The organism is Salinarimonas rosea DSM 21201, from assembly GCF_000429045.1.
GTDB classification, from domain to species: domain Bacteria; phylum Pseudomonadota; class Alphaproteobacteria; order Rhizobiales; family Beijerinckiaceae; genus Salinarimonas; species Salinarimonas rosea.
The window spans coordinates 42,961-61,262 of sequence record NZ_AUBC01000019.1; the positions used below are offsets into that span (position 1 = coordinate 42,961).

Annotated in this window: 15 protein-coding genes; 7 read left to right on the forward strand and 8 right to left on the reverse strand. The window is 71.3% G+C overall.

Annotation, left to right across the window (positions count from 1 at the left end; genetic code table 11):
* Nucleotides 1–11: 11 nt before the first annotated feature.
* The 5 genes from G407_RS0115570 to G407_RS0115590 all read right to left on the reverse strand — a co-directional run bounded on the left by G407_RS0115570 (nt 12) and on the right by G407_RS0115590 (nt 6,038).
* Nucleotides 12–1,547, reverse strand: a complete 1,536-nt coding sequence (locus G407_RS0115570) for a phytoene desaturase family protein (protein ID WP_029031560.1) — start codon at nt 1,545–1,547, stop codon at nt 12–14.
* 61 nt (nt 1,548–1,608) lie between these two features.
* Entirely contained in the window at nt 1,609–2,088 is a 480-nt protein-coding gene (locus G407_RS28040; protein ID WP_156917607.1) for a DUF2141 domain-containing protein, read from the reverse strand.
* 16 nt (nt 2,089–2,104) lie between these two features.
* Nucleotides 2,105–3,652, reverse strand: a complete 1,548-nt coding sequence (crtI, locus tag G407_RS28045; RefSeq protein WP_052341451.1) for a phytoene desaturase family protein — start codon at nt 3,650–3,652, stop codon at nt 2,105–2,107.
* Nucleotides 3,653–3,832: 180 nt separating this feature from the next.
* On the reverse strand, nt 3,833–4,891 hold the full coding sequence (locus G407_RS28050) for an alpha/beta fold hydrolase (RefSeq protein WP_043539954.1): 1,059 nt from the start codon (nt 4,889–4,891) through the stop codon (nt 3,833–3,835).
* A gap of 103 nt (nt 4,892–4,994) precedes the next feature.
* On the reverse strand, nt 4,995–6,038 hold the full coding sequence (locus tag G407_RS0115590) for a GMP reductase (protein WP_029031561.1): 1,044 nt from the start codon (nt 6,036–6,038) through the stop codon (nt 4,995–4,997).
* Between the two features lie 269 nt (nt 6,039–6,307).
* Between G407_RS0115590 and alaS the strand changes: the two genes are divergently transcribed.
* Nucleotides 6,308–8,968: an alanine--tRNA ligase gene (alaS, locus tag G407_RS0115595; RefSeq protein ID WP_029031562.1), complete on the forward strand. Its 2,661-nt coding sequence runs from the start codon at nt 6,308–6,310 to the stop codon at nt 8,966–8,968.
* A 187-nt stretch (nt 8,969–9,155) separates the two neighbouring features.
* Complete coding sequence (locus G407_RS0115600) at nt 9,156–9,545, forward strand: endonuclease domain-containing protein (RefSeq protein WP_210163121.1); 390 nt, start codon at nt 9,156–9,158, stop codon at nt 9,543–9,545.
* 513 nt (nt 9,546–10,058) lie between these two features.
* Here G407_RS0115600 and G407_RS28055 read toward each other — a convergent pair.
* Complete coding sequence (locus tag G407_RS28055; RefSeq protein ID WP_052341440.1) at nt 10,059–11,150, reverse strand: ATP-grasp domain-containing protein; 1,092 nt, start codon at nt 11,148–11,150, stop codon at nt 10,059–10,061.
* A 291-nt stretch (nt 11,151–11,441) separates the two neighbouring features.
* On the opposite strand from G407_RS28055, the gene G407_RS0115610 reads away from it, so the two are divergent.
* From G407_RS0115610 to G407_RS0115630, 5 genes are all read left to right on the forward strand, one after another.
* The gene (locus G407_RS0115610; protein WP_029031564.1) at nt 11,442–12,032 is read left to right on the forward strand and encodes a TerD family protein; all 591 of its coding nucleotides are present in this window, start codon (nt 11,442–11,444) and stop codon (nt 12,030–12,032) included.
* Between the two features lie 40 nt (nt 12,033–12,072).
* Nucleotides 12,073–13,350, forward strand: a complete 1,278-nt coding sequence (locus G407_RS0115615) for a TerD family protein (RefSeq protein WP_029031565.1) — start codon at nt 12,073–12,075, stop codon at nt 13,348–13,350.
* A 116-nt stretch (nt 13,351–13,466) separates the two neighbouring features.
* The gene (locus G407_RS0115620) at nt 13,467–13,919 is read left to right on the forward strand and encodes a tellurite resistance TerB family protein (RefSeq protein ID WP_210163122.1); all 453 of its coding nucleotides are present in this window, start codon (nt 13,467–13,469) and stop codon (nt 13,917–13,919) included.
* 114 nt (nt 13,920–14,033) lie between these two features.
* The gene (locus G407_RS0115625) at nt 14,034–15,017 is read left to right on the forward strand and encodes a calcium/sodium antiporter (protein WP_029031567.1); all 984 of its coding nucleotides are present in this window, start codon (nt 14,034–14,036) and stop codon (nt 15,015–15,017) included.
* Between the two features lie 62 nt (nt 15,018–15,079).
* Entirely contained in the window at nt 15,080–15,658 is a 579-nt protein-coding gene (locus G407_RS0115630; protein WP_029031568.1) for a TerD family protein, read from the forward strand.
* A 68-nt stretch (nt 15,659–15,726) separates the two neighbouring features.
* Here the strand turns inward: G407_RS0115630 and G407_RS0115635 are convergent, their stop codons facing one another.
* Both G407_RS0115635 and G407_RS0115640 read right to left on the reverse strand, forming a co-directional pair.
* On the reverse strand, nt 15,727–16,575 hold the full coding sequence (locus tag G407_RS0115635) for a C40 family peptidase (protein WP_029031569.1): 849 nt from the start codon (nt 16,573–16,575) through the stop codon (nt 15,727–15,729).
* A 193-nt stretch (nt 16,576–16,768) separates the two neighbouring features.
* On the reverse strand, nt 16,769–18,295 hold the full coding sequence (locus tag G407_RS0115640) for an ABC transporter ATP-binding protein (protein ID WP_029031570.1): 1,527 nt from the start codon (nt 18,293–18,295) through the stop codon (nt 16,769–16,771).
* Between the last annotated feature and the right edge of the window lie 7 nt (nt 18,296–18,302).

Genomic DNA, 18,302 nt, shown 5'->3' on the forward strand with positions numbered 1-18,302 from the left:
CGCCCACCGCCTCACGACGCCTTGGCCAGCCCGCCGCCGCGGGCGTCCTGGTCCAGCGCGTCGGCGGCGATCCAGCCGGACATCATCACCATCGGCATGCCGGGGCCGGGATGGGCCGCGCCGCCGGCGAGATAGAGCCCCTCGATGTCGCGCGAGCGGTTGCCCGGCTTGAACGCGCCGAGGAACCTGCCGTGGCTCGCCAGACCGTAGATCGCGCCGTTGAGCACCTTGTAGCGATCGTGGATGTCCTGCGGCGTGAGGTGCCGCTCGACGACGATGCGCTCGCGCAGGTCCGGCATGCCGCCGGTGCGCTCCAGCTTCTCGATGATCTTCTCGCGGTAGGGTGCGAACATCTTCGACCAGTCGTGGTGCGGGCGCAGGTAGGGCGTGTGGACGAGCACGTACAGCGCCTCCCCGCCCTCGGGCGCGACCGACGGATCGGTCGCGGCCGGCGCGGCGAGGTAGGCCGTCGGATCCGGCGCGGGCTCGCCCTTGTCGTAGATGTGGTGGAACTCCTCCTCGGGATCGCGGGAGAAGACGAAGTCGTGGTGCGCGAGATGGTCGTAGCGCTTGTCGAGCCCGAGATAGAGCACCACGCCCGAGCAGGCGGGCTCGAAGCCCTTCTTGTCGTAGCGTGCGCCGACATCGCCGCCGACGAGCTCGCGGTAGGTGCGGATCGAATCCATGTTCGATACGACCTTCTCGAAGCGCTCGGTCTCGCCCGCCGCCGTCTTCACGCCGGTGACGCGCTTGCCGGAGAGCTCCATCCCGACGATGTCGGTGGAGGGGCGCAGGGTCGCGCCGAGATCGGTGGCGAGCTTGGCCAGCCCCTCGGCGACGGCGCGGGTGCCGCCCATCGGGTACCAGACGCCCTCGGCCACCTGCATGTGGGCGATGGAGCACAGCACCGCCGGCGAGCCGTAGGGGTTCGAGCCGACGTACTGCGTGAAGTGGTCGAGCATCTGCGAGAGCCGCTCGTCCTTCACGTGCGAGCGGATCGTGCCGGCGACCGAAGCGCCCATCCGCAGGGCCATGACGTCGCGCAGGGTGTTGGGGTCGAAGTTCTTCTTGATGTTGATCGTGTCGAACAGGTCCTCGACCGGCTTCCAGAAGAAGAACCGCTCGGAGATCTCGTGCAGGTTCTTCGACTTCGCGATGAAGCGCTCGTAGCCCTCACCGGCGCCGACGCCGGGCGCGAAGGCGTTCATGTCCGCCTTCATCTTGTCGACGCTCTCGCACAGGTCGAAATGCGTGCCGTCCTCGAAGAAGCAGCGCCACTGCGGGTCGAGCCGCACCAGGTCCATGTACTGCGTGATGTCACGCTTCGCCTCGGCGAAGATGCGGTGCAGCACGCGGGGCACGGTGAGGATCGTCGGGCCCATGTCGAAGCGGAAGCCGCCCTCGTGCAGCACCGCCGCCTTGCCGCCGACCCAGGCGTTCTTGTCGAAGAGCGTCACCTCGTGCCCGCGCGCCGCGAGCACGCAGGCGCTGGCGAGGCCGCCGAGCCCGCCGCCGATCACCGCCACCTTCTTGGAAGACCCACTCACGTCACGCTCCTCTCGCTGGCCGGTCCCCCGGGCCGCTTCGTCCGCCGCCGGTGCGCTCCGCTCACCGGCTCTGTCGCTCGATCGCCTGCTGCACCGCGTCCTCGTCGTCGAGCGGCAGGCGCCCGAGCCGCACCGACACCGTGCCGCCGGTCGACGGCAGCTCGAAGGCCGCGCCGCTGAAGGTCGGCGGCGAGAACCGCCCGACGTCGTTGGAAAAGCCGTAGGGCTCGCTCGGCAGGCGCCAGACCAGGACCGGCTGCGTGTCGAGCGCACCGTTGCCGTTCACGTCCTGGTAGGCCGCCACCGCCCAGCGGCCGGGCTGCACGCCGTCGAAGCGGAAGGAGAGCGTGCCGCCGCTCGCGCGCTGGAACTTGCCGATCGGGCATGTGTCCCGATCGAGGGCGCGATCGCACAGGCCCACGAAGACCGGCCCCTGCCCGGCCGCGACGCCGCTCACCCGCACCACGAGGGAAGCGGCCGCGGCGTAGGCCGGCGCGGCGGCGAGGAGGGCGGCACACAGGAGCGCGATGCGGAGGGGCACGTCGTCGTCCTTCTTCTCAGGCGCGGGCGGGCGCGCCGGCCGCGCGCCGGAACAGCGAGCGGCCGGGCCGCGCGCGCTCGGCGGCGAGGTCCTCCAGCAGGAGCCGCGTCGTGATGCGCGCACCCTCGTAGATCACCGGCAGCCCCGAGCCGGGATGCGTGCCGCCGCCGACGAGGTAGACGCCCTTGCCGAAACGGTTGTGCGGCCGGAAGTATAGCATCTGGCCGAGGTCGTGCGCGAGGTTGAAGGTCGCGCCCTCGCTGACGGCGAACTCGTCCTGCCAGCCCGCGGGCGTGATCACCCGCTCGTAGCGGATTCGCCGCTCGATGTCGTGGAGGCCGAGCACCTTCAGCCGCTCCAGCGTCTTCGCCCGGAAGGCCGCCGTCTCGGTCGCCCAGTCGGTGCCAGAGCGCAGGTTCGGTACCGGCACGAGCACGTAGAGGCTCGAATGGCCCGCCGGCGCCATCGAGGAATCCGTGCGCGCGGCGTTCTGGACGTAGAAGGACGGCTTCGTCGGCAGCCGGCAGCTCGAGATCTCCTCGATGTTGTTGGCGTAGTCGTCCGACAGGAGGATCGTGTGGTGCTCGAGGTCGCCGAGATCGCCCTCGATGCCGAGATAGAGCATGAAGGTCGAGCAGGAGATGCGCGACTTGTCGAGCTTCCGGTCGGGCCAGCGCGGGCGATGCGCCTGCGGGATCAGCCGGCGCGCGGCATGGGCGAAGTCGCCGTTGACGACGACCGCGTCCGCCGGCTTGCGCTCGCCGTTCACGACGAGGCCCACGGCGCGGTCGCCCTCGTAGAGGATCTCGTCGACCGGCGTGTCGAGCGCGATCGTCACGCCCATCTTCTCGGCGAGCGTCGCCATCGCGTCCGAGACGGCGCCGCAGCCGCCGATCGGGTGGAACACGCCGTGCTCGTACTCGAGGAACGAGAGGATCGTGAACAGGCTCGGGCACTGGAAGGGCGACATGCCCAGGTACTTCGTCTGGAACGAGAAGGCGAGCCGCACCCGCGGGTCCTGGAAGTAGCGCTTGAGGTCCCCGTCCACGCTCGAGAACGGGCGCATCATCGGCAGCGCCTGGAGCATCGCCGGGGAGACGACGTCGAGCGGGCTGTCGAAGGGCCGCTCGAGGATCGGCCGGAAGAGCTCGAGCTTCTTGCGGTTCTCCTGCATGAAGCGCGCGACGTTCTTCGCGTCCTCGGGCGCGATCGAGGCGATCTCGGCGGCCATGCGGGCGATGTCCGGCGTGGCCTTGATGTCGCCGCCGCCCTCGAACACGACGTGGTATTGCGGATCGAGCCGAACCAGGTCGACATGGTCGGACAGCCGCTCGCCGCAGGCCTCGAAGATCTCGGCGAGGATGCGGGGATAGAGGAAGAACGTCGGCCCGATGTCGAACTTGTAGCCGCCCGGCGCCGTCACCGTCTTGGTGCGGCCGCCGACCTGGGCATCCTTCTCGTAGATCGTCACGTGCGCGCCCTGCTTGGCCAGCAGCAGCGCCGCGGCGAGGCCGCCGGGGCCGGCGCCGACGATCGCGACGCGCGCGCCCTTCGCCTCCTCCATGCCTGCCGACGCGTCGCGCAGGTCGGCGAGTTCCGCCGCCGCGTTCTCGGCGTGCCCGAAATCGGACGCCAGACCCTCCGGGTTCCTCATCGTCGCTCTAACCCCCGACACCAACGCGCGCTCGAATCCGCGGCATGTTCGCCGTCTCCTCAACACGTACGCTGCGGCGCACCCGCAGGATCACACCCGGAGGGCAGGATCATTCGGCGCGCGCGGAGCGACGCCGATCCCCGAGGGCGCGGGGGCCGCCCTGCGGGTCGCCCTCGCCAACGTCTCGTCGATCGCCGCGAGGATCGCGTCCCGAGCGAAATAGTGGACCATGTGCCCGAGACCAGGGAGGAGCGCGACGCGCGCGCCCGGAATTTCCGCGGCGAGGCGCTGGGTGTGCAGCGCGGCGGGCAGCGCCTTGTCCTCCGCACCGTGGAGGAGCGTCACCGGCACGTCGCAGCCGGCGTAGCGCGGCATCAGCTCCGCCGCGGCCGATCGCATCACCGCGAGCTCGGCGGCCGCCGCGCGGATCTGCCCGGGTCGCTCGCCGTAGGCGAAGGGGTAGTCGGCGAGCATGCGTGGCGGGATCGGGTGCGGGTCGAACAGGCGCGGGTAGAGCTTGGGCGCGAGCCGCCGCATCGTCTGCGGGCCCAGCGTCCAGGCGAGCAGATGGCCGACGACCGGCATCGCCGGCAGGCCCATCGCCGCGACGTCGCCGCGCTCCTGCGGATAGTAGAAGCCGGACATCAGCACCGCGCCGGCCACCGCCTCCGGATGATCGAGCGCCATCGCCAGGGAGAGCAGCGCCCCCCAGGAATGCCCGACGAGGAGCGGCCGCTCGACGCCGAGCTCGGCCAGGAACGCGCGCAGGAGATCGGCCTGGTCGCGCGGGTCGTAGGGCCGGCCGGAGGGGCGCGACGAATGGCCGTAGCCCGGCCGGTCGGGCACGATGCAGCGCCAGCGCGTCGCGCAGGCGTCGATCAGGCCGGAGACGAGCATGTCCTCGAGGCAGGCGCCGTTGCCGTGCACGAACAGGATCGGCGGCGCATCGCCGGGGTCGCCGTCCGTCGGGCCGACGTCCACGTAGTGCAGCCGCACCCCCTCGACCTCGACGAAGCGCCCGATCGGCGGGTGCATCTCGCGCGTGACCCGCCGGGTGTGGAGCCAGGCGTGGAGCGCCGAGCCGCCCGCGGCGAGCGCGACCGCCCCCAGCGCGGCGCCCGCGATGCGGGGAGGGTCGATCTCGGCCATGGGAATGTCGTCTCCGGTGGGTCGGCGGTGAGGCTAGCGGCAACCGCGGGCCACGCCCATCCGTTCCGGCTGCGACCCGACGGCGCGCGCGGCCCCGCCCCGGTCAGCTCCCGAACACCGTGTTGAGCTGCGCGCCCACCATCACGAAGGTGGTGCGCTTGGGCACCTCCTTGAGCGACATCGCGCCGATGTAGGTCATCATCGAGCGCACCCCGCCCATGATCTCCTGCATCGTGCCGTCGACCGGCCCGCGATAGGGCACCTCGACGGTCTTGCCCTCGGAGGCGCGGTAGGCGGCGACGCCGCCGGCGTACTTCTTCATCGCCGTGTCGGAGGACATGCCGTAGAAGATCATCTTCGCCGGCTGCTCGACGCCGTCGACCGTCTCGCGCACGATCTCGCCCTCGCACTCGTCGTGGCCCGCGAGCATGCCGCCGAGCATGACGAAGTCCGCTCCCGCGCCGTAGGCCTTCGCGACGTCGCCGGGAACGGTGCAGCCGCCGTCGGCGCAGACGAGGCCTTTCAGCCCGTGCGCGGCGTCGGCGCACTCGATCACGGCGGAGAGCTGCGGGTAGCCCACGCCCGTCATCTTGCGGGTGGTGCACACCGAGCCCGGGCCGATCCCCACCTTGACGACGTCGGCGCCCGCCAGGATCAGCGCCTCGGTCATGTCGCCGGTGACGACGTTGCCGGCCATGATCACCGCGTCGGGGTTCTCGGCGCGCGCCCTCTCCACGATCTCGACGAACTTCTCCGTGTAGCCGTTGGCGACGTCGATGCACAGGAAGTGCACCGGCGCCCGGCGCTTCACGGCGGCGAACTTCTCCCAGTCCGCCTCGGCGGTGCCGATCGTGTAGAAGGTGTTCGCCGCGTCCGGGCCGTTGAAGAAGTCGGCGAGCCTGTCGGCGGGATAGTGCTTGTGCAAGGCCACCATGGCGCCGTGGCGGGCGAGCGCGGCGGCCATGCCCATCGTGCCGGTGACGTCCATGTTGGCGGCGATCAGCGGGAAGCCCGTCCAGGTGCGCCCCGTGTGCATGAAGCGCAGCGTGCGCGTGATGTCGACGGCGGCCCGCGAGGCCAGCGTCGAGCGTTTCGGGCGGATCAGCACGTCCTTGAAGTCGAGCTTCGGGTCGTTCTCGATGCGCATTCTCGTGGGCCTCCCGAGGCCTCTGCGATCGGCGTACGCGTGGGTTGCGCGGGCTCTCGAAACCCGCGCGACGCACGCCGCGATCCGTGTGGATTTCGCCGCAGACTAGCCGCTCGCGTGCCGGCGGACAATGGCGGGCGCGCGCGCCGCGTTCCGGCGCCCGTCACGTCGCCCCTCGCCCTTCCACTCGACAAGCCGAACGCCCAACTCTAGAACGGCCCCACGCTTTCGGCGGTGTCCCCCCGCCTCCCCTTTCGCAGAGTGTCTCCATGAGCGGCGTCAACCAGATCCGGTCGGCCTTCCTGAACTACTTCGCCGCGAACGGGCACGAGATCGTCCCCTCGTCCCCGCTCGTGCCGCGCAACGACCCGACCCTGATGTTCACCAACGCCGGCATGGTGCAGTTCAAGAACGTCTTCACCGGCGTCGAGAAGCGGCCCTACACGACCGCGACGACGGCGCAGAAGGTCGTGCGCGCGGGCGGCAAGCACAACGACCTCGACAACGTCGGCTACACCGCGCGGCATCACACCTTCTTCGAGATGCTCGGTAACTTCTCCTTCGGCGACTATTTCAAGGACCGCGCGATCGAGCTCGCCTGGAACCTGATCACCAAGGAGTACGACCTCCCCGCCGAGAAGCTGCTCGTCACGGTCTATTCCGAGGACGAGGAGGCGGCGGGGCTGTGGAAGAAGATCGCCGGGCTCCCCGACAGCAGGATCATCCGCATCCCGACCTCGGACAATTTCTGGCAGATGGGCGACACCGGCCCCTGCGGCCCCTGCTCGGAGATCTTCTACGACCACGGCTCGCACATCCCCGGCGGCCCCCCCGGCTCGCCGGACGAGGACGGCGACCGGTTCATCGAGATCTGGAACCTCGTGTTCATGCAGTACGAGCAGCTCTCGCCGGAGGAGCGGGTGAACCTGCCGCGGCCGTCGATCGACACCGGCATGGGGCTCGAGCGCATCGCCGCCGTCCTCCAGGGCACGCACGACAACTACGAGATCGACACGATGCGCCTGCTCACGGGCGCCGTGGAGACTCTCACGAACGTCGACGCCAAGGGGCCGCAGAAGGCCTCCCACCGCGTCATCGCCGACCATCTGCGCGCCTCCGCCTTCCTCGTCGCCGACGGCGTGCTGCCGTCGAACGAGGGCCGCGGCTACGTCCTGCGCCGCATCATGCGCCGCGCCATGCGCCACGCGCAGCTGCTCGGCGCGCGCGATCCGCTGATGCACCGCCTCGTGCATCCCCTCGTGCGCGAGATGGGCGAGGCCTATCCCGAGCTGGAGCGGGCGGAGCCTCTGATCCGCGAGACGCTCGAGCTCGAGGAGCGGCGCTTCCGCAAGACGCTCGAGCGCGGGCTCGCGATCCTCGACGACGAGACGAAGGCGCTCGGGCGCGGCGACGAGCTCTCCGGCGAGACCGCCTTCACGCTCTACGACACCTACGGCTTCCCGCTCGACCTGACGCAGGACGCTCTGCGCGCCCGCGGCATCGGCGTCGACAAGGCCGCCTTCGACGCCGCGATGGAGCGCCAGCGCGAGAAGGCCCGCGCCGCCTGGGCCGGCTCGGGCGAAGCCGCGACCGAGACCGTCTGGTACGGCATCCGCGAGGCGGTGGGCGCGACCGAGTTCCTCGGCTACGAGACCGAGCGCGCCGAGGGCGTCGTCGCCGCGCTCGTGCGCGACGGCGCGCGGGTCGACACGATCGGCGTCGGCGACACCGGCCTCCTCGTCGCCAACCAGACGCCCTTCTACGCGGAGAGCGGCGGCCAGGTGGGCGATACCGGCATCATCGCCGGCGCGGGCTTCCGCGCGCGGGTGACGAACGTCGAGAAGAAGCTCGGCGACCTGTGGGTCCACCACGTCACGGTGGTGGACGGGCACCTCGTCGTCGGCCATGCCGCGGAGTTCACCGTCGACCACGCGCGGCGCGCCACGATCCGCGCGCACCATTCGGCCACCCACCTCCTGCACGAGGCGCTGCGCCAGGTGCTCGGCGATCACGTCCAGCAGAAGGGCTCGCTCGTGGCGCCGGATCGGCTGCGCTTCGACATCTCGCACCCCAAGCCCATCGGCGAGGAGGAGCTCGGCCGCGTCGAGGCGCTGACGAACGCGCTGGTGCTGCAGAACGAGCCCGTGGTCACCAAGCTGATGGGCGTCGACGACGCCATCGCGTCCGGCGCCCGCGCGCTCTTCGGCGAGAAGTACGGCGAGGAGGTCCGCGTCGTGTCCATGGGCACGAACCGCGACGGGGCGCTCGCCGGCAAGCCCTACTCGATCGAGCTGTGCGGCGGCACGCACGTGGCACGCACGGGCGAGATCGGCATGGTCTCCATCGTCGGCGAGAGCGCGGTCGCGGCCGGCGTGCGCCGCATCGAGGCGCTCACCGGCGAGGCCGCGCGGCGGCACCTCGCGGAGGAATCGAAGGCGCTGCACGGCGTCGCGGGACTGCTCAAGACGACCGTCGACGAGGTGCCCGGGCGCGTCGCCGCCCTCGTCGAGGAGCGCCGCAAGCTCGAGCGCGAGCTCGCCGATGCGAGGAAGAAGCTCGCCATGGGCGGCGGCGGGGACGGCTCCGGCGCGTCCGACGTGCGCGAGATCGCGGGCGTGAAGCTCATGGCCCGGGCGGTCGAGGGCGTCGCGCCGAAGGACCTCAAGAGCCTCGTCGACGAGGGCAAGCGCCGGCTCGGCTCGGGCATCGTCGCCATCGTCGGCGTGTCGGACGACGGCAAGGCCGGCGTCGTCGTCGGCGTCACCGAGGACCTCACCGAGCGCTTCGACGCGGTGGCGCTGGTGCGCGCGGCCTCCGAGGCGCTCGGCGGCAAGGGCGGCGGCGGGCGCCGCGACATGGCCCAGGCCGGCGGCCCCGACGGCGCGCAGGCGCCGGCCGCGCTGGAGGCGATCGTCGCGGCGATCGGCTGAACGCCGCCGACACGCTCCGACCGCCTCCTCCCCGCAGGGGAGGACGACGGCCGCAGGCCGGAGGGTGGGGAGGGCGGCGATACCGCTCGCCGGAACGATCGAACCGCCCCACCGCCCGCACCTTATCGGTTGCAATCGCGGCCTCTTCCGCTATGTTCTGTATGAGAACAGAACAGGAATGCTCGCCATGCCCGCCGGCCCGACGGGTCGCCCCGTCTCCACGGTCCCCGTCGCACGGATCCAGCAGCTGCGCCACGATGCGACGCGTCAGGAACGGCGCATGTGGGCGGCTCTGCGCCGGCTTCGCCCGGCCGGCTTCCATTTCCGGCGCCAGGTGCCGATCGGCCCCTTCGTCGTCGACTTCGCCTGCCTGAAGGCGCGGCTCGTTCTGGAGATCGACGGCGCACATCATGGCGAGGCGCCGCACGAGGCGCGCGATCGCCGGCGCGACGCCGACCTGCGCCGCGAAGGCTTCCGCGTCGCCCGCTATTGGAACGGGCAGGTCATGCACGAGCTGCCCGACGTGATGGACGACGTCTACGCCCGCCTCACGGATCCGGCCCGTTATTGGTCCTGATCGGGCAGAGGCGGCACGACATCGGCGCCGGCCACCGACCGCCACCTCCCCGCAGGTGAGGACGGAGGGTGGGGAGGGCGGCGATACCGCCCGCCGGGACGATCGAACCGCCCCACCGCCCGCGCTTCGCGCGGACTCCTCCCCTCCGGGGAGGACGCGGGGTCGGCGCATGTGGCGAACGCCGACGACACGCTCCGACCGCCTCCTCCCCGCAGGGGAGGACGACGGCCGCAGGCCGGAGGGTGGGGAGGGCGGCGATACCGCTCGCCGGGACGATCGAACCGCCCCACCGCCCGCGCTACGCGCGGACTCTTCCCCTCCGGGGAGGACGCGGGGTCGGCGCATGTGGCGAACGGCGACGGCACGCTCCGACCGCCTCCTCCCCGCAGGGGAGGACGACGGCCGAAGGCCGGAGGGTGGGGAGGGCGGCGACACCGCCCGCCGGGGCGATCGAACGGCCCCACCGCCCGCGCGTGCCGCGCGGACTCCTCCCCTCCGGGGAGGACCCGGTGTTTAGGCCGCCTCCTCCGCCCGCGCATCGAACTCCGTCGCCAGCCGCGCGGACGCCCGCTCCAGCAGCACCGGTTCGTCGACGATGCGCACCGCCCGCGGCTCGGGGCCGCCGAAGGCCTCGCGCGGGGGCGCGAGGCCGAGCAGGGTCGCGGTCGCGATCGCGGGCAGGTTGACGCCCGCCGCCGCGGAATAGCCGACGCCGCCGGCATAGCGGGTGTTGACCTCGAGGAGCTTCGGCACGCCCTCCCCGTCCGCCTTCGTCTGCACGTTGACGAGCCCGTCGAGGCCGAGCGTGGCCACGACGGCCTCGGCCAGGTCGATCTCGGGCCCGCGGGTCGTCACGACCTGGTAGGCGCCCGACTTGCGCCGCGCCGCGGCGGCGACGAGGCGACCCTCGTCGCAGACGACGTCGACGGAGTGCTCGTCCCCCGGCAGGTAGTCCATCACGACGAGCCGGTCCCGCTCGCGCGCGGCCGCCCAGGCGGCGGCGAACACGTCGGGGTGGACGACGCGACGGTCCGGGTCCTCCAGATGCGCGAAGGCGTCAGCATGCCCGTCGAGGCGCCAGAAGCCCCGGCCGTAGACGCCGGACGCGGGCTTCACGCAGGCGCCGTGCGCGCCCGAGAGGGTCGCGAGCGCATGGGAGAGGCCGGCGGCGTCGACCACGGCGATCGTCTCCGGCACCGGCAGGCCAGCCGTCCGCATCCGGGCGGCGAACAGGTCCTTGCGCGCGCAGGCTTCGAGCGCGTCGGGCGTCGTCGCCCCGCAGGCGAGGCGGATGCCCGCCGCCGAAAAGTCCTCCCGCGCCGCGGCGAGCGCCGCGCGCTCGCGCATGGCGAGGACTGCCCCGACCGCGGAGGCGCGCGCCTCGGCGAGGAGCCAGGCGGCGTAGGCCGCGCCCTCGGCGCGCGGATCGGGTCGCGCGGGCTCGCGCAGGGCGACGTCCGCCCCGTCGAGGATGTCCTCGCGGTCGTCCGCGTGCGAGGCGAGGACGCGCAGGCCCGCGGGAGAGGCGGAGGGCGCGGCGGCGCGCGCGAGCCGGACCACCGCGCGCTGGCTGGCGTGGCCCTGCGTGAACAGGATCGTCTTCATGACGACATGAACCCGTCATCGAGAGAGAGCATGTGCGGAGAGCCGGCGCGCGGATACGCACCGGCCGATTCGCCGCCTGGCTCGGCGCGTTCGCTCGTCGGATGGGTGTCTCGGCGGGTCGGACGGGATGAAAACACCTGCGCGCGACGCGAATTCGGAAAGAACGTCTCGCGCAGTGTTTCCAAGCTTTGCGGCTTGACAGCATTCTCTAGCGGAACCACTTAACGGCGCAAGGGAAATTCGACGCGCGACCACGTTCGGACGAGTCGCGCGTCTCGGAGGGAGGCACGCATGGCGATCTCGTTGTCCAAGGGCCAGACCATCTCGCTCGCCAAGGAGAGCGCCGGCCTCTCGAAGGTGCGCATGGGTCTCGGCTGGGATCCGGTGAAGAAGAAGGGCGGCTTCCTGTCCGGCCTGCTCGGCGGCGGCGGCGGCGGGGACATCGACCTCGACGCGTCCTGCCTGATGTTCGACGGGGGCAAGCAGCTCGTCGACATCGTCTGGTTCCGCCAGCTCAAGTCCGGCGACGGCGCCGTCGTCCATTCCGGCGACAACCTCACCGGAGAGGGCGACGGAGACGACGAGACGATCGGCGTCGACCTCGAGCGCCTGCCCGCCGCGGTGCAGACGCTGGTCTTCACGGTGAACTCCTTCCGCGGCCAGACCTTCAACGAGGTCGAGAACGCCTTCTGCCGCCTCGTCGACGAGCGTGCGCGCAAGGAGATCGCCCGCTACACTCTCACCGAGCAGGGCGCCCATACCGGCGTCGTGATGGCCGTCCTCAGCCGCGCCTCCGGCGAGTGGACGATGAAGGCGATCGGTGCGCCCGCGAACGGGCGTACCGCCCAGGATCTTGCGGGCGCGGCCACCGCTCATATCTGAGACGCAGCCGTCGAGGCCGCGCGAACGGAGGGGTGAGACCGTGACGCAGCTCACGAAGGGCGCGAACGCGCCGGTGAACGCCAGCCAGCCCGTGGTGCGGGTGCGCTTCGCGCCGTCCGGGCCGGTCGCGGAGATCGACGTCTCCGCCTTCCTCCTGCAGGGGAGCGGCAAGGTCTCGGGCGACACGGACATGGTGTTCTACGGCCAGCCGGAGGGGCCCGGCGGCGCCGTGCGGCTCACCTCGCAGAACGCTCCCGCCGCGGGCGGCGTCAAGGAGACCACGTTCTCGGTCTCCCTCGGCGCGATGCCGGCGGGCGTCGAGAAGGTCGCCGTGACCGCGACGATCCACGGTGCCGGGCGGGGTGTCTCCTTCTCGCAGGTCGCGTCGCTCGAGGTGGCGGTGCTCGACGGCGGCAGCACGGTCGTGACCTACCCCGTCGAGACCGCCGGCATGGTCGAGACGGCGCTGATCCTGGGCGAGCTCTACCTGCGCAACGGCCAATGGAAGTTCCGCGCCGTCGGCCAGGGCTTCGCGGGGGGGCTGAAGCCGCTGGCCGAGAGCTTCGGCGTCTCGGTGGACGACGAGCCCGAGCCCGCGCCACCGCCGCAACCCGCCCCCTCCGCCCGGCCCCCGAGCGTGCCGCGCGTCGGCGCCGCGAGCACCGGGAACAGCGGTGCTGCACCCGCTGCGGCACCGTCGATCAACCTCTCCAAGGTGACGCTCACCAAGGAGCGCAAGTCGATCGACCTGACGAAGAAGGCGTCGGGCGGCTACGGCGAGGTGCGGATCAACCTCAACTGGAACCGCAACCAGGCCCCGCCGTCGGGCGGCGGCGGCTTCTTCGGGTTCGGCAAGCCCAAGGGCGTCGATCTCGACCTCGGCTGCCTGTTCGAGCTCGCCGACGGCCGCAAGGGCGCCGTGCAGGCGCTGGGCGACTCGTTCGGCTATTTCGACGGGCCGCCCTACGTCCAGCTGTCGGCGGACGACCGCACCGGCCAGAGCGCCGACGGCGAGTGGCTGCGCATCAACGGCCGGCACTGGGACGAGATCCGCCGCGTGCTGGTCTACGCCTTCATCTACGAGGGCGCGCCGAACTGGGCGGCGACGGACGGCGTGGTGACCGTCTACGCGCCGGACCAGCCGCCGGTGGAGGTGCGTCTCGACGAGACCTCCAACATGGGCATGTGCGCCGTGACGCTCGTCGAGAACGTCGGCGGGCAGATGCGGGTGTCGCGCGAGATCAAGTATTTCCAGAACCACAAGCCGATGGACGAGGCCTACGGCTGGGGCATGCGCTGGACCCGCGGCTCCAAGTAGACCCCGGCAGGGGCACGGAGCCGACCGGCAGAACGGAGCGCGCCCGGCGCGCCTCGCCCCGCCGCACCGTGCGCCGCACGGGGCGGCCCATTCACGAAGAGGGAAGGACCAGGACCATGGTGCTCGACTGGCTCAAGACGAACGTGACGAAGGCCCGCGAGGCGCTGCAGACCGAGGTCGGCCGCTTCAAGAACCGCGAGTTCATGGAGGCGGTGGTGGCCGGCTGCGCCCTCGTCGCCGCCGCCGACGGGGACATCTCCTCGTCCGAGAAGCAGAAGATGATGAAGTACATCGAGAACTCGGACGAGCTGAAGGTCTTCAAGCTCGAGGAGGTGATCGCCTTCTTCAAGAAGATCACCGAGAAGTTCGAGTTCGATGCCGAGATCGGCCGGGCCGAGGCGCTCAAGCACGTCGGCAAGCTGCGCGACAAGCCGGACGCGGCCCGCGTCATGGTGCGCGTGTGCATCGCCATCGGCGCCTCCGACGGCGACTTCGACGACAAGGAGAAGGCCGTCGTTCGCACGATCTGCCGCGAGCTCTCCCTCGACCCCGCCGATTTCGATCTCTGATCCGGCACGCGCGGGCAACGCTCCCGTCGTCCCCGGCGCGCGCCGGGGACGACGGGTCGTGGCCTTCCCCTGCCCTCTCCCCAATCGTACCACCTTCGGAGCCCCGCGTACCCCATGAACGAGCTCGGCGACTACCAACTGACCGTCCTGGCCTTCGGTGCCATTGCGTTCGGTCTCTTCCTCCTGATCAAGGGAGGCGACTGGACGGTCGATGCCGCCGCCTTCATCGCGGAGCGCGCGGGGCTCTCGAAGCTCTTCATCGGGGCGACGATCGTCGCCTTCGGCACCTCGGCGCCCGAGCTGTTCACCTCGGTGAACGCCAACCTGACGGGCTTCCCGGGCATCTCGCTCGGCAACATCGTCGGGTCGAACATCGCCAACATCCTGCTCATCATCGGCGCCACGGCCGTGGTCTTCACGCTCCAGGGCAAGCCGCGGGAGCTGTTCCGCGACATGGCGATGATGCTCGTCGCCACCGTCATCCTCGTCGCGCTGATGCTCTACGGCATCGTGCCGCGCTGGGCGGGCTTCGGCATGTTCGCGCTGCTCGCCGCCTTCATCGCCTACCAGTACTGGAAGGACACGGGCATCGCGGACGACGACGTCCACGACGAGGACGCCGACGAGAAGGGCATCGACACGCCGCTCAAGGGGCTCGGCTTCCTGCTCGCGGGCCTCGCCGCGCTGGTGGTCGGCTCCGAGATGCTGGTGCAGGGGGCGGTGGCCGCCGGCAACGCGCTCGGCGTGCCCGAGGCGGTGATCGGCCTGACGGTGATCGCCGTCGGCACCTCTCTGCCGGAGCTCTCGACCTGCCTGGCCGCGGCCCTGAAGCGCCAGACCAACATGATCATCGGCAACATCGTCGGCTCTAACCTGTTCAACATCCTCTCGATCGTCGGCATCACGGCGATGATCAAGCCGCTCGTCGTCGACGCGACGCTGGTGGACATCGACATGTGGGTGATGGCCGGCGCGACGGCCGCCTTCGCGGCCTGGATGCTCACGGTCTCGCGCATCGGGCGCGGCATGGGCATCGCGATGCTCGCAGCCTATGCGGGCTTCATTCTCTTCGCCTATCAGGACCTGCTTTTCGCCTGACGGGCATGCGACTTCACGAGGCGGCCGGCGGATCGCCGGCCGCGCAACAAGAGGAGACGATCATGGGTGTTTCTCTCTCGAAGGGCGGCAACGTATCCCTTTCCAAGGAGGCTCCCGGCCTGACGAACGTCATCGTCGGCCTCGGCTGGGATCCGCGTGCGACCGACGGCGCAGAGTTCGACCTCGACGCGAGCATCTTCCTGGTGAAGGACGACGGCAAGGTCCGCTCCGACCAGGATTTCATCTTCTACAACAACAAGATCGGCGGCGACGGCTCCGTCGAGCACACCGGCGACAACCGCTCCGGCGAGGGCGAGGGCGACGACGAGCAGGTCAAGGTCGACCTCTCCAAGCTCCCCGCCGAAGTCAAGAAGCTCGTCTTCTGCGTCACGATCCACGAGGGCGAGAGCCGCAAGCAGAGCTTCGGCCAGGTCTCGAACGCCTTCATCCGCGTGATGAACGCCGCCGGCGGCGCCGAGATCGCCCGCTACGACCTCTCGGAGGACGCCTCCGTCGAGACGGCGATGATCTTCGGCGAGGTCTACCGCCACGGTGACGAGTGGAAGTTCAAGGCCGTCGGCCAGGGCTTCGCCGGCGGGCTGGGCCCGCTCGCCAAGCACCACGGCGTCAACGTGGGCTGAGCCCCCTCCCCGCGTATCGACGCGATCCGAGAAGGCCCGTCGCGCCACGCGCGGCGGGCCTTCGCGCGTCAGGGGAGCCGCACGATCCGCGTCACCGGGCCGAAGCTCTTCTCCAGGATGCGGGCGCGGGCCTGCGCCAGCGGCTCGCTCGCGACCGCCATGTGCCAGCCGTTGGCGTGGAGCAGGGTCGCCTCGTCGCGCATGATGCCAACGTGGCCCTTCCAGAAGACGAGGTCGCCGCGGCGGAGCGGCGCGCCTTCGGGCACGGCCTCGCCGAGCGCCGCCTCCTGCATGTCCGTGTCGCGCGGGCAGGCGCGCCCGGCGGCATGGAGCGCCGCGCGCACCAGGCCCGAGCAGTCGAGCCCCAGGCTCGAGACGCCGCCCCAGAGATAGGGCGTGTGCAGGAAGCGCTCCGCCACGGCCACGAAGTCGGCCTCGGGCGCCGCGTCGCGGGCGGCGAGGTGGGGCATGTGGAGCCAGCCGGCGCCCGGCGCGTGGGCGAAGTCGCCGCGGGTCTCGACGATCGCCACCTCGGCGCCGAGGCTCAGCCAGCCTGCGATCGGCAGCTTCATCGACGGGCCGGGATAGAGGAAGGTGCGCAGCGCCGCCACGCGGTGCGTGGGGGCGGGCTCCGCCTCGCCCAGCGCATCCGCGGAGAGCCAGCCGACATAGCCGTCTCGCGCGAGGCGGACGAAGGCGAAGCCTTCCTCGTCGACGTCGAGCACGTCCACCGCCTCGCCCATCAGCGCCTGCGTGTCGATGCCCGCGTCGAGCCGCGGCTGCGGCCGCAGGTCGACGAGCGGCGCGCGCACGCGCTTGGGGGTCGGCGCGGCGTAGCGCGCGGCCGGGACGATGCCCTCGAGGGCGGCGTCGGCGAGGTCCGGGCGGGCGAGGGTGAGGCGGCGGTCGGGGGTCATGCGCTGTCCGGGAGATGCGGGTCGAATGTCCTTCCCTGTAGGGGAAGGTGGATCGGCGCGCAGCGCCGAGACGGATGGGGCACGCTGCGAGGCGTGTACGGCGCAGCCGAAGCGACGCGCATCGACGGCAGGCGACGGACCCCGGCCCTAGCCGGCTGCGCCGGCATTCCCCTCCCCTACGGGGAGGGACGCGTCAGGCGGCGACGCCCGCCATCAGCAGGCCGAGCTCCCCTTCGTTCGTCTCCTCGGGCCGCCGCTCGCCGGTGATGATGCCGCCGCACATGGCCAGGATGCGGTCGGAAAGGCTCATGATCTCGTCGAGCTCGACCGAGACGAGCAGGATCGCAACGCCCTCGTCGCGCAGCGCGATCAGGCGCTTGTGGATGAACTCGATGGCGCCGATGTCGACGCCGCGCGTCGGCTGGCCGACGAGCAGGACCTTGGGGCCGCGCTCGATCTCGCGGGCGAGGACGAGCTTCTGCTGGTTGCCGCCGGAGAAGCTCGCGGTCCTGAGCCGCGGCGCCGGCGGACGCACGTCGTAGAGCTCCATCTTGCGCTGCGCGTCGGCGATCATCCGCCCCTGGCTCAGCATCGGCCCGGTGCCGTAGGCGGGGTCGTCCGTGAAGCCCAGCGCCGCGCTCTCCCAGGCCTCGAAGGACGGCACGAGGCCCATGCGGATGCGGTCCTCCGGCACGTGGAGGAGGCCCATCTGCCGCAGGCGGTGCGGGTCGCGCTCCCCGGCCTCGAGCACGCGCCCGCGCACCGCGATCGTGCCGGCAGCGATCGGCCGCATGCCTGCGATCGCCTCGAGCAGCTCGCTCTGGCCGTTGCCGGCGACGCCGGCGATGCCGACGATCTCGCCGGCTCGCACGTCGAAGGAGACATCGATCACGCGCATGACGCCGAGCGTGTCGGCGACCGAGAGGTTGCGCACCGACAGCATCGGCTCGCCGGGATGATGCGCGCCCTTCTCGACGTGGAGGAGCACGTGGCGGCCGACCATCAGGTCCGCGAGCTGCGCCGGCGAGGTCTCGGCGGTGCGGACCGTCGCCACCATCTCGCCCCGGCGCATCACCGAGACGCTGTCGGTCGCGGCCATGATCTCGTGCAGCTTGTGCGTGATCAGCACGATCGTGACGCCGCGGGACTTCAGCGTCCGCAGCAGCTCGAACAGGCCCTGCGCCTCGTGCGGGGTGAGCACGGCGGTCGGCTCGTCGAGGATCAGGATCTCGGCGCCCCGGTAGAGCGCCTTGATGATCTCGACGCGCTGCTGGAGACCCACGGAGAGGTCCCCCACCAGCGCGTCGGGATCGATGGTCAGCCCGTAGTCGGCGTCGAAGCGTGCGAGCTCCTTGCGCACCTTCGCCTCGCCGCCCGCGAGCAGCTGCCCGCCCTCCGCGCCGAGCATGACGTTCTCGACGACGGTGAGCGTGTCCACGAGCATGAAATGCTGGTGGACCATGCCGATGCCCGCCGCGATCGCGTCCGCCGAGGAGCGGATGCGCAGCCGCTGCCCCTTGACCCTGACCTCCCCCGTATCGGCCTCGTAGAAGCCGTAGAGGATCGACATCAGGGTGGACTTGCCGGCACCGTTCTCGCCCACGATTCCGTGGATCGTGCCGGCCTCGACCCGGAGGTTCACGTCCTTGTTGGCGTGGACCGGGCCGAAGCTCTTGTTGACGCCGACGAGCTCGATGGCGGGGGGCGACGCGGAGGACATGGACGGG